The organism is Streptomyces sp. NPDC051569, from assembly GCF_044454085.1.
GTDB lineage: Bacteria > Actinomycetota > Actinomycetes > Streptomycetales > Streptomycetaceae > Streptomyces.
This window is the reverse complement of record NZ_JBITDJ010000003.1, coordinates 386,874-398,947: the sequence shown is the minus strand read 5'-3', so window position 1 is coordinate 398,947 and position 12,074 is coordinate 386,874. Positions and strand designations below refer to the sequence as shown.

Below are 12,074 nucleotides of genomic sequence, written 5' to 3'. Positions count from 1 at the left end.
CTGCCTCCCTGCCGTTGGAGTGGTGTGGTGCGGGTGCCGGTGTGGTGGTGGGTTGACGGCGGGCGGGGGGTACGGCGCCTCCCCGCCCGCCGTCAGCTGTGGGGCCGCCCGACTAGGCGGGCAGTTCCTTGAGCTGGATGTTGCGGTAGGACACGTGGTCGTCGGCGCTGTGGTTCTGGAGGCCGATGTAGCCGTCGGACAGGCTGCGTGCCGGGTCCTTGTTGGTGAAGTCGTTGATCTTCACGCCGTTCAGGAAGACCTGGAGACGCTCACCCTGGACCTTGATCTCGTAGCTGTTCCACTGGCCGGGCGGCCGCAGAACCTGGTCCCTGGCCTTGAGGTCGGCCGACTTGAAGGTGTAGACGGCGCCGGTGGTGCGGTCAGGGGCGTCGGTGGCGTCGATCTGCACCTCGTATCCCTTGTCGACCGCGGACCAGGGGTCGTCGGAGGCCGGGAAGCCCACGAAGACACCGGAGTTGTCATCGCCCTGGAGCTTCCAGTCCAGCTTCAGGGAGTACGACTTCAGCTCCTTGGCCTGGTACCAGAGCAGGCCCATGCCGCCCTCGGAGCGCAGTTCACCGTCGACGACGTTGAACTTGCCGGGTCCGGCCTGCTTCCAGCCTTCCAGGGTCTTGCCGTTGAAGATCGACCGGTAGCCCGTGCCGGGCTTGCAGTCGGCCTTGACCTGGCCGGCCGTGTAGCGGAGCCCGCCCAGCAGGTGCTGCCGGAAGGACTCGTCGGCGTAGGACTCCTTGGTGTGACCGAGCCCGGTGTAGAAGGCGCGGCCGCCCTGGTACGTCTGGCACCAGGCGATCGGGTGGTCGCCCTTCATGGTGCCGCCCTGGTAGGTGGTCTCGTCAAGGGTGGCGAGGACCTTGGCCTGCGAACGGGGGTTGGTGCGGTAGTTGTACAGCTCGTCCGTGCGCTGCCACTCGTCACCGAGGTGGGCGGTCGCCGGGTGGTCGTGGTCCTCGACCCGTACGGTCACGGGCTGGATCGCCGGGTGGTTGGCGAAGTAGGCGCCCACCAGGCCGCCGTAGAAGGACCAGTCGTACTCGGTGTCCGCCGCGGCGTGCACGCCCATGTAGCCGCCGCCGGTGGAGACGTAGTTCTCGAACGCCTTCTGCTGGTCGGCGTTGAGGACGTCACCGGTGGTGGAGAGGAAGACGACCGCGTCGTACCTGGCCAGGTTGTTGCTGGTGAACTGGCCGGCCTCCTCGGTGGCGTCGACGGTGATGCCGCTGGTTTTGCCGAGCTCCTTGAGGGCGGCGATGCCCTCGGGGATGGCGTCGTGGCGGAAGCCGGCGGTCTTGGAGAAGACCAGGACGCGCTTCTCGGTCTTGCCGGGCACGGCCGTGGAGATCTGGAAGTCGTCCAGGTCGAAGAGCGCGCCGTTGCCGCTCGCGCCCTTGAAGACCAGGAACAGCTCGGTGGTCTTGCCCGGGACGGAGCGCAGCGGTACGTCGATGTCCTGGAAGATGTCCCAGCTGCCGGTCACCGGGACGGGTGCGGAGCCGAGCAGGTTGCCGTCGGCTGAGCCCGTACGGACTTCGAGGAAGCCGCCGGCGCCGCCGGAGGAGAGCCGGGCGGTGAGCGTCTTGGACCCGGTCAGGCTGTACGGCTTGAAGGAGATCCAGTCGCCGTTGTCGATGTCGCCGACGGTCTTGCCGCCGTTGGCGCTGCTCTTCTCGTACGTCTTGATGCCGGAGGAGCCGTTGAAGTGCTCGGCCTGCCGGTGCCTGGGCTGCAGCTGCGCCTGGGCGTGGCTGGTCAGGGCCTCCTGGCCGCCACCGCCGCCGTCGGTGTATTCGGCGTCGATGACTCCGAAGATGTTGGCGTTGGGGTCGTGCTCGCCGTCGGCGGGCGCCGTGAGGGTGCCCTCGCAGCCGTTGGCCGAGGTGATCGGGTGGCCGTGGTTGTCGTGGCCGAGGATGTACCGGACGATGACCTTGGAGCAGTCGATCGGGCCGTCCTCCGGGTCGGTGACCTTCACCTTGAAGGGCAGCGTGTCACCGAAGTTGAAGAGGGTGCCCTGCGCCGGGACTTCGAGGGTCACCTTGGGCGCGGTGTTGCCGACGACCACCCGGACGGAGGCGGAGCCGGTGCGCTCCGTGGGGTCCGAGACGGTGAGCCGGGCGGTGTAGGTGCCGTTCTTCTTGTACGTGTGGGCGGGGGACGCCTCGGTGGAGGTGGCGCCGTCGCCGAAGTCCCACGCGTAGGTCAGCGGATCGCCGTCGGCGTCCGTGGAGCCGGCGGAGGAGAAGGCGACCTTCAGCGGGGAGGTGCCGGAGGTCTTGTTCACCGCGGCCACGGCGACCGGTGACCGGCCGTCGGTGACGTTCTCGATGCGGTAGAGCGCGGAGTGCTCGTCACCGCCGAACCAGGACAGGCCGTAGTCGAGCACGTAGAGGGCGCCGTCCGGGCCGAACTCCATGTCCATGACCTGGGTGCCGGTCCACGGGAACGGGTTGATCTTCTGGACGGTGCCGTCCTCGTCCTGCTCGATCCGCTTGATCCACTGGCGACCGAACTCTCCGGCGAAGAAGTCGCCGTCGTAGGACTCCGGGAACTTCACCGGGGAGTCCAGGTCGGCGTCGTAGCGGTAGACCGGTCCGGCCATCGGGGACTCGGAGCCGTCGCCGAAGTCGGGCAGGCTGGCGCCGTCGTACGGGATCCACGCGGCCTGCGACGGGGGCAGGTCGGTCAGGCCGGTGTTGTGCGGCGAGGTGTTCCTGGGCGCGGCGCAGTCGAAGGCGGCGCCGGAGGTCCCCGTCGCGAAGTCGAAGTCCTTGTACGCGTCGTTGTTGCCCGTGCAGTACGGCCAGCCGAAGTTGCCGGCCTTCGTCACCCGGGCGAATTCGACCTGTCCGGCCGGGCCGCGGGTCGGGGACGCGGTGCCGGCGTCGGGGCCGTAGTCGCCCACGTAGACGATGCCGGTCTTCTTGTCGACGGAGATACGGAAGGGGTTGCGGAAGCCCATCGCGTAGATCTCGGGCCGGGTCTTCGCGGTGCCCGGGGCGAAGAGGTTGCCCTCGGGGATGGTGTACGAGCCGTCCTCGGCCACCTTGACGCGCAGGACCTTGCCGCGCAGGTCGTTGCTGTTGCCGGCGCTGCGCCGGGCGTCGAACGCCGGGTTGCGGTCGGGCCGCTGGTCGATCGGGGTGTAGCCGTCGGAGGCGAAGGGGTTGGAGTCGTCGCCGGTCGACAGGTACAGGTTTCCGTCGGCGTCGAAGGCGATGTCACCGCCGACGTGGCAGCAGATGCCACGGGAGGTGGTGACGTCGAGGACCTTCTTCTCGCTCGCCTTGTTCAGGGTGCCGTCCTCGTTGAGCGTGAAGCGCGAGAGGCGGTTGTACCCGTCGAAGGGGGCGAAGTCCGCGGCGGTGCCGTTCTCGGGCGCGTCGCCGTCCGGGGTGTTGAGCTTCGGGGCGTAGTAGAGGTAGATCGCCCGGTTCTCGGTGAAGTCGGGGTCGATCCCGACACCCTGGAGTCCCTCTTCGTCGTGGCTGTAGACATCCAGCTTGCCGGAGACCTTGGTGATGCCGTCGGCGTCGGTGATGCGCAGTGTGCCGTCGCGCGAGGTGTGGAGCACCTGGCGGTCCGGCAGGACGGCGAGCGAGATCGGCTCACCGGTCTCGTCGGCGCCCTTGGCGAGGGTCACCTGCTGAAAGCTGGCCTCCGCGGCCGGCGGCTCCGGCTCGTGCGCGGTGGCGGGTACGGCGCTGAGAGTCGATCCCGCGAGGAGCGCACCCGTGAGGAGTGCGAGGAGGGATCTGGCTCTGGGGCGTTTTCTGTGCACGAAAGTCCTCCACAATGGGCTGTTCGTACGGGCGGGTTGCCCTTTGGCGCGGAACTTCGCGCTCCGGCCTCCCGGGGGCGGTGCTCGTCCGGCACCGGGTCCCGGGGGAAGGTGGCTGTGTCACCGACATGCGCCGTCACATCGGGGACCGCCTGTGAGCTGTGCTTCCGAGGTGGACGGTAGCTCTGTTCGTCCGAGACCGAAAGACCTTGCGCAGAAGGGAAGTTGCACTTCTTCCCGTCTCAGGACAAAGCATCTTTCGAGCAGGCCGGAGGGCCCGGCGGCGGAGTTCCTCCGCCGGGCTCTGCGGGCCCTCGTACGGCGGCCCGGGGGTCGGGCCGCCGCACGGTCCTACTCGCCGCCTCCGAAGGCGGCGTCGAAGGATGCCGTCGGCGCGTCGAAGTCGAAGCGCTTCAGGTCGCGCAGGGCCTCGGGAGCCCCTGCCAGCCGGTCCATGCCGGCGTCCTCCCACTCGACCGAGATGGGACCCTGGTAGTCGATCGACCGCAGCATCCGGAAGACGTCCTCCCACGGGACATCGCCGTGCCCGGCGGAGACGAAGTCCCAGCCGCGCCGGGGGTCGCCCCAGGGCAGGTGCGAGCCGAGCCGGCCGTTGCGGCCGTCGAGACGCTTGCGCGCCTCCTTGCAGTCGACGTGGTAGATCCGGTCCCGGAAGTCGTACAGGAAGTTGACCGGGTCCAGGTCCTGCCAGACGAAGTGGCTCGGGTCGAAGTTGAGCCCGAACGCGGGCCGGTGGTCGACCGCCTCCAGCGCTCGCTGCGTGGTCCAGTAGTCGTACGCGATCTCACTGGGGTGGACCTCGTGGGCGAAGCGCACGCCCTCGGCGTCGAAGACGTCGAGGATCGGGTTCCAGCGCTCCGCGAAGTCCTCGTACCCCCGGTCGATCATGGCGGGCGGCACCGGCGGGAACATCGCCACGAGGTGCCAGATCGAGGAGCCGGTGAAGCCGATGACCGTGTCGACACCGAAGGCGGCCGCGGCCCTGGCGGTGTCCTTGATCTCGGCGGCGGCCCGCTGCCTGACGCCCTCGGGCTCGCCGTCGCCCCAGATCCTGCCGGGCAGGATGGCCTGGTGGCGCTCGTCGATGATGCTGTCGCAGACGGCCTGGCCGACCAGATGGTTGGAGATCGCCCAGCACTTCAGCCCGTACTTGTCGAGCAGCTGGTGGCGGCTGTCCAGGTATCCCGGGTCGGCGAGTGCCTTGTCGACCTCGAAGTGGTCACCCCAGGTGGCGAGTTCCAGCCCGTCGTAACCGAAGTCACGGGCGAGCCGGCACACCTCCTCCAGGGGCAGATCGGCCCACTGGCCGGTGAACAGCGTGAACGGACGGGGCATGCGGGCCTCCTAGGCCTGGATTCCCGGAGCCGGGGCTCCGGTCGGCGGCGGTACGGGGGTGTACACGGCGTTCTTCGCCGCACTGTCCTCCACCGCGGCGAGCACCCGCTGCACCTGGAGCCCGTCGGCGAAGGACGGCGCCGGATCGGTCCCGGCGGCGATCGCCTCGACCAGATCGCGGGCCTGGTGGACGAAGGTGTGCTCGTAGCCGAGCGCGTGGCCCGGCGGCCACCACGCCTCCAGGTAGGGATGCTCCGATTCCGTGACCAGGATCCGGCGGAATCCGGACGAGGGCGCGGGCTCGGTGTGGTCGTGGTACTGGAGCTCGTTGAGGCGCTCCAGGTCGAAGGCGAGCGAACCGCGCTCGCCGTTGATCTCCAGATGCAGCGCGTTCTTGCGTCCCGCCGCCATCCGGGTGGCCTCGAAGGAGGCCAGCGCGCCCGAGGCGAGCCGGCCCGTGAAGACGGCCGCGTCGTCCACGGTCACCGGGCCGAGGTCGCCACCGCCGGACGCCGACAGGCCGGCCGATGCCCCGCTGAGCACCGGCCGTTCCTTGACGAAGGTCTCCACGAGCGCGGAGACCCCCACCAGCGGTTCACCCGTCAGGAACTGCGCGAGGTCGACGATGTGCGCGCCCAGGTCGCCGAGCGCCCCGGACCCCGCGTGCTCGCGCTTGAGCCGCCAGGTGAGCGGGAACGCCGGGTCGACCAGCCAGTCCTGCAGGTAGGTGACCCGGATGTGCCGCAGGGTGCCGAGGCGGCCCTCGGCGATCAGCTGGCGGGCGTACGCGACCGCCGGTACCCGGCGGTAGTTGAAGCCGACCATGGCCAGCTGACCGCGTGCTCGCGCGGCCTCCGCGACCCTGACCATGGCCTCGGCCTCGGCCACCGAGTTGGCCAGCGGCTTCTCGCACAGGACGTGCTTGCCCGCCTCCAGCGCGGCGATGGCGATCTCCGCATGACTGTCCCCGGGTGTGCAGATGTCGACCACCTGCACATCGTCGCGAGCGATGAGTGCCCGCCAGTCGGTTTCGGTGGCGGCCCAGCCGTGCTTGTCCGCGGCGGCCCGGACAGCGGCCGGGTCACGTCCGCAGATCGCGGCGAGGGCGGGCCGCATCGGCAGGTCGAAGACGTGTCCCGCCGTGCGCCACCCCTGTGAGTGGGCGGCGCCCATGAACGCGTATCCGACCATGCCGATGCCGAGTGTCGGCGGTGCACCGGCTTCTTTCTCCGACGCTTCCCTGGGGGTCATACGGAGTACTCCTCGTCATATCGCACGGTGGGGGCGGCCTCGACAGGACCTGTCAGCTGAAGCCGGTGGGGAGGTACTGGTCGACGTTCTCCTTGTCGACGACGGCCGAGAAGAGCGCGACCTGGGACGGGATCTCCAGCTCCGCCATACCGCTGATGCCCTTGGCCTGGCCGAGCGCGCGGGCCAGGTCGATGGCGGAGGCGGCCATGGTCGGCGGGTAGAGAACGGTGGCCTTGAGGACGCTGTTGTCGGCCTTGATCGCGTCCATCGCCGCCTTGGAGCCGGCGCCGCCGACCATCAGGAAGCCGTCACGGCCCGCCTGCTGGATGGCGCGCAGCGCGCCGATCCCCTGGTCGTCGTCGTGGTTCCAGCAGGCGTCGAAGCTGGACTGCGCCTGGAGCAGCTGGGCCATCTTGGCCTGGCCGGACTCGACGGTGAAGTCGGCCGCCTGGCGGGCGACCTTCTTGATGTTCGGGTAGTTCTTCAGGGCGTCGTCGAAGCCCTTCGTACGCTGCTGGGTCAGCTCCAGCCCGTCGATGCCCGCCAGTTCGATGACCTTGGCATTGGGCTTGTTCTTGAGCTTCTCGCCGATGTACTTGCCGGCGCTGACGCCCATGCCGTAGTTGTCGCCGCCGATCCAGCAGCGGAACGCCTGCGGGTCGGCGAAGATCCGGTCCAGGTTGATGACCGGGATGCCGGCGCGCATGGCCTTCAGCCCGACCTGGGTGAGCGCCTTGCCGTCGGCCGGCAGGATGACCAGGACGTCGACCTTCTTGTTGATCAGCGTCTCGACCTGGCCGATCTGCGCGGCGGTGTCGTTGGAGCCCTCGGTGATCTCCAGCGTCACCTCCGAGTACTTCGCGGCCCGCGACTTGGCGTTCTCGTTGATCGCGTTGAGCCAGCCGTGGTCGGCCTGGGGTCCGGCGAAGCCGATGGTCAGGGCCTTGCCGGGCTTGTCGTCGGCGGCGGGTGCCGCGTTGCTGGCGGGCGCGGCCTTCGCCGGTTCGTTGCTCGTGCACGCGGTGAGGAAGGCACCGGCGGAGACGGCGGCGGTGCCGAAGAGAAGCCCTCTGCGACTGGTTTCTGGCATGGCGGTTCAACCCTTCAAGGTAGGGCGGTACGACGGGATGCGGGTGCGAGGTGCTGCCTGGGGGGTCAGGCCTCGCCGTGGCGCGCGGTGCGGCGCTGGACCAGTACGGCGGCGACGATGATCGCACCCTTGGCGATCTGCTGGACGTCGCTCTGCAGGTTGTTGAGGGCGAAGATGTTGGTGATCGTGGTGAAGACCAGAACACCGAGGACGGAGCCGACGATGGTGCCTCGGCCGCCGCTGAGCAGGGTGCCGCCGATGATCGCCGCGGCGATGGCGTCCAGCTCGTACAGGTTGCCGTTCGTGTTCTGTCCCGAGCCGGCCAGGATGATCAGCAGGAAGGCCGCGATTCCGCAGCACAGCCCGGAGAGCAGGTACAGGTAGAGGCGCTGCCTGCGGACGTCGATACCGGCGAGCCGGGCGGCCTCCGCGTTGCCGCCGACGGCGACGGTGCGCCGGCCGAAGGTCGTACGGTTCAGCACCAGCCAGCCGACGACCGTGACGGCCGCGAAGACCAGCACGAGCGGCGGGATGCCGAGGACGTACGAGTCGGGGATGCCGAGGTCGAGCACCGAGTCGACGCTGACGATCTGCGTCTTGCCGTCGGTGATCTGGAGGGCGAGTCCCCGGGCGGAGGCGAGCATCGCGAGGGTCGCGATGAACGGCACCATCCCGCCGTACGCGACCAGCAGACCGTTCACCAGTCCGCAGGCGAGACCGACGAGCAGGGCGGTGAAGAGGATGCCGGCGAAGCCGTACTCCTGGGTCGCCAGCGTGGTCGCCCACACCGAGGACAGGGCCACGATCGCGCCGACCGAGAGGTCGATGCCACCGCTGGTGATCACGAAGGTCATGCCGACGGTGACGACACCGATGATCGACGCCTGGGTGAGGACGAGCTGGAGGTTGTTGGTGTCCAGGAACTGATCGGGCTTGGTGATACCGCCCACGATGATCAGTGCGGCCAGCACGCCGAGCAGGGAGAGGTTGCGGACATCGAGACGCATCCCGAGAGCGCGCCAACCCCCCTTCTCCTGGCGCGACTTGCCGGTCCTGTCGGTTCTGCCGGCCGGACCGGCGCTGTCGGACGTCACGGGCTGCGTGTGCGGCTCAGCTGCGGCAGCCGCGTCGGGCCCGCCCTGCTGCGCCTCGGGGGCAGGCTGTTTCATGGCGTCGGGCTCCCTTCCATCACGAGGTCGAGTACACGGTGCTCGTCGAGCTCCTGGGCCGGCGCCCGGTGGACGACCTCACCCTCACGGAGCACCAGCACCCGGTCCGCGAGGCCCAGGACTTCGGGGACCTCGCTGGAGACGAGAAGTACGGCCAGGCCCTCATCGGCCAGCCGGCGGATCACGGCGTACAGCTCGGCGCGCGCGCCGACGTCGACACCGCGGGTCGGTTCGTCCAGCAGCAGCACCCGGCAGCCGCGCAGCAGCCAGCGGGCGAGGACCGCCTTCTGCTGGTTGCCGCCGGAGAGGGTGCGGATCGGGACATCCGGATTGTCGGGCCGCAGGGAGAGTTCCCTGGTGGCCTCCCTGGCCGCGGCCCGCTCCCCCGCGTGGTCGAGCCAGCCGGCCCGCGAGAAGCGCGACAGCGAGGACACCGACACATTGCGGGTGACGGATTCGATCATCAACAGCCCCTGGGCCTTGCGCTCCTCGGGGGCGAGTCCGAGTCCGGCGCGGACGGCGGCGCGTACGCTGCCGGGCCGCAGCGGGGTGCCGCCGACGAGGACGCGGCCCGCGGTGGGCTTGCGCGCCCCGTAGATCGTCTCCAGGATCTCCGAGCGCCCCGAGCCGACCAGCCCCGCGAGGCCGACGATCTCGCCGGGCCGCACTTCGAGGTCGACGGGGGCGAACTCCCCTTCCCGGGTGAGCCCTTCGACCCGCAGGACGGGCTCGGAGCCCGGGACTCCGGCCTGCGCGGGCCGCTCGGGGAAGACGTACTCGACGTTCCGGCCGGTCATCAGCGCGACGACCTCACGGGTCGGCGTCTCCTTCGCGGGCAGCGCGACGGCCACGGTGCGCCCGTCCTTGATGACGGTGACGCGGTCGCCGATGCGGCGGATCTCCTCCAGCCGGTGCGAGATGTAGACGACGGCCACCCCGTCGGCGGTGAGCGTGGAGACGACCCGGAAGAGGTTGTCGACCTCGTCGGGGTCGAGCGCCGCCGACGGCTCGTCCATCACGATGAGGCGTACGTCGTGGGAGAGCGCGCGGGCCATGGACACGATCTGCTGCTGGGCCGCGGAGAGCGAACCGACCAGCCGGTGGGCCTGGATCTCGGGGTGGCCGAGCCGCTTGAGCAGCGCGGTCGCCTCGGACCGCGCGTGGCGGCCCCTGACCACGAAGCCGGCGGTGGTCGGCTCGTGCCCGAGAAAGATGTTCTCGGCGACCGACAGGCCCTCGACCAGGTCGAGTTCCTGATAGATGGTCGCGATGCCGAGCCGCATGGCGGCGATGGGCGACTTGAGCGTGACGGCTTCGCCCCGCCAGGTGATGACGCCGCCGTCGGGCTGATGGGCCCCGGCGAGCACCTTGATGAGGGTGGACTTGCCGGCGCCGTTCTGGCCGAGCAGGCAGTGGACCTCGCCTGCTTCGACCTCCAGGTCCACGCCGTCGAGGGCGCGGACGCCCGGGAACGTCTTGGTGATGCCGGACATGGTGAGCAGAACGGTTTCGGGTGGCGCTGGTGCCATGGCGTATCCCCTCGGCGGATGCGGCCGTTGAGCGGGCAGGGCAGAACAAGGACAGGCGGAACAAGGGCAGGGCGGAGCAAGGACAGGGCGGAGCAAGGACAGGGCGGAGCAAGGACAGGGCGGAGCAAGGACAGGGCGGAGCAAGGACAGGGCGGGACCAGGTGCGGCGGAGCTGTCGTACGGGTGCGGTGCTGCCGGTCGTACGGGTGCGGTGGTGCGGCTCGTGCAGGTGGTGCGGCTCGTGCGTGCTGCGGGTGCGGTGCTGCTTGTACGGGTGCTGCGGCTCGTGCGGGCGGTGCTCTGTGGTGCGGGCAGTGCTCTGTAATGCGGGCGGTGCTCTGTGGTGCGGTTCGTGCGGGTGGTGCCCGGTGGGGCGCTACCGGCCCTCAGGCCGGTGAGAACAGGTGGTCGCTGATGAGCCGGGCCGCGCCGGTGACCCCGGCGGTCGGCCCCAACTCGCCCAGGACGATGGGGAGATTGCCGGTGGCCAGCGGCAGCGACTGCCGGTAGACCTGGGTGCGGACACTGGCCAGCAGCGTGTGGCCGAGGCCGGTCACCCCGCCGCCGATCACCACCAGCCCCGGGTTGAAGAAGCTGACGAGTCCGGCGATGACGTGGCCGAGGCGGTTGCCGCCCTCACGGATGAGGTCGAGCGCGGTCTCGTCCCCGGCGGCGGCCGCCGCGGCGACGTCCACGGCGGTCAGCCGCCCCGTCGTCCCCAGCCGCGCGGCCAGCTCGGGCGACCGGCCGGCGCGGGCCGCGTCCTCAGCGTCACGGGCGAGCGCCGCGCCGCTGAAGTGGGCTTCCAGGCAACCCCTGTTGCCGCAGGCGCACGCGCGGCCGTCCGGCTCGACCTGGATATGCCCGATGTCGCCGGCGCTGCCCGTCGTACCACGGTAGACCTCGCCGCCGACGACGATGCCGCAGCCGATACCCGTACCGATCTTGACGCAGAGGAAGTCGCCCACGGAGCGTGCGACGCCCGCGTGCTGCTCCCCCATCGCCATCAGGTTCACGTCGTTGTCCACCATGACCGGGCAGCCGAGCTCCTGGCTGAGGGCTTCCCGTACGGGGAAGCCGTCCCAGCCCGGCATGATCGGCGGCGCGACCGGGACACCCTCGGGGAAGCGGACCGGACCGGGGACCCCGATCCCGGCGCCGTCGAACTCGTCGGCGAGACCGGAGACCTTGAGCTTGGCCGCCATCGCGAGCACCTGCTCGAAGACGGCGACGGGACCCTCGCGTACGTCCATGGGGTGGTTGAGATGCCCCAGGACCTCCAACTCCGCGTTGGTCACGGCCACATCGATGGAGGTGGCACCGATGTCGACGCCGAGGAAGCGCAGCGCGGGCGCCAGCCGGATGTTGTGGGAACGCCGTCCGCCACGCGACGCGGCAAGTCCGTCGGCGACCACCAGACCGGTCTCCAGCAGCCGGTCGACCTCGACGGCCAGCTTGGAGCGGGAGAGGTCGACCTGATCGCCCAGCTGCGCGCGGGAGTTGGGCCCTCCGTCACGCAGCAGTCTGAGCAGTCGCGCCTGGTGCGCGTTCGCGGGTCGTGCCGTCATGCGTCTCACGCGCCTCTCCCCGCCTGCTCGGCTGTGTTCGTCGGCTTTCGATGGGGAACGTAGCAGCGCTTGCCCGCAGTGGGAAGAAGTTGAGCGGGAATCCGTCCCAACTTTCTCCACACCGTGGACAAAGGGGCGGGCGGAGCCCTCTCTCACCGGGTGGGCGGACTGTCCGCTTCGCGCGCTTACGCGCATGCCGCACCCGGGCCCCGATCGCACCGCGCCCGCGCCGGTGGCCGGCGCGGGCGTTTCGGATCAGCCCTGGTCACGGCCGCCGGCGGCCATCTCCCGGCCCGCCGGAAACCGCCCCGC

General features: G+C 70.0%; 7 protein-coding genes. All 7 read right to left on the bottom strand.

Translation table 11 applies throughout. The features are described 5' to 3' along the window. Positions 1-112: 112 nt before the first annotated feature. On the bottom strand, positions 113-3,799 hold the full coding sequence (locus tag ACIBAE_RS07540; RefSeq protein ID WP_399282920.1) for a ThuA domain-containing protein: 3,687 nt from the start codon (positions 3,797-3,799) through the stop codon (positions 113-115). 351 nt (positions 3,800-4,150) lie between these two features. After that, entirely contained in the window at positions 4,151-5,155 is a 1,005-nt protein-coding gene (locus ACIBAE_RS07535) for a sugar phosphate isomerase/epimerase family protein (protein WP_399282919.1), read from the bottom strand. Between the two features lie 9 nt (positions 5,156-5,164). Further along, entirely contained in the window at positions 5,165-6,406 is a 1,242-nt protein-coding gene (locus tag ACIBAE_RS07530; RefSeq protein ID WP_399282918.1) for a Gfo/Idh/MocA family protein, read from the bottom strand. A 52-nt stretch (positions 6,407-6,458) separates the two neighbouring features. Continuing rightward, positions 6,459-7,496, bottom strand: a complete 1,038-nt coding sequence (locus ACIBAE_RS07525; protein ID WP_399282917.1) for a substrate-binding domain-containing protein — start codon at positions 7,494-7,496, stop codon at positions 6,459-6,461. A 65-nt stretch (positions 7,497-7,561) separates the two neighbouring features. After that, on the bottom strand, positions 7,562-8,665 hold the full coding sequence (locus ACIBAE_RS07520; protein WP_399282916.1) for an ABC transporter permease: 1,104 nt from the start codon (positions 8,663-8,665) through the stop codon (positions 7,562-7,564). Further along, positions 8,662-10,194: a sugar ABC transporter ATP-binding protein gene (locus tag ACIBAE_RS07515; protein WP_399282915.1), complete on the bottom strand. Its 1,533-nt coding sequence runs from the start codon at positions 10,192-10,194 to the stop codon at positions 8,662-8,664. Before ACIBAE_RS07515 ends, ACIBAE_RS07520 begins: the two co-directional genes overlap by 4 nt. Before the next feature lie 386 nt (positions 10,195-10,580). After that, the gene (locus tag ACIBAE_RS07510; RefSeq protein ID WP_399282914.1) at positions 10,581-11,762 is read right to left on the bottom strand and encodes an ROK family protein; all 1,182 of its coding nucleotides are present in this window, start codon (positions 11,760-11,762) and stop codon (positions 10,581-10,583) included. Positions 11,763-12,074 lie beyond the last annotated feature (312 nt).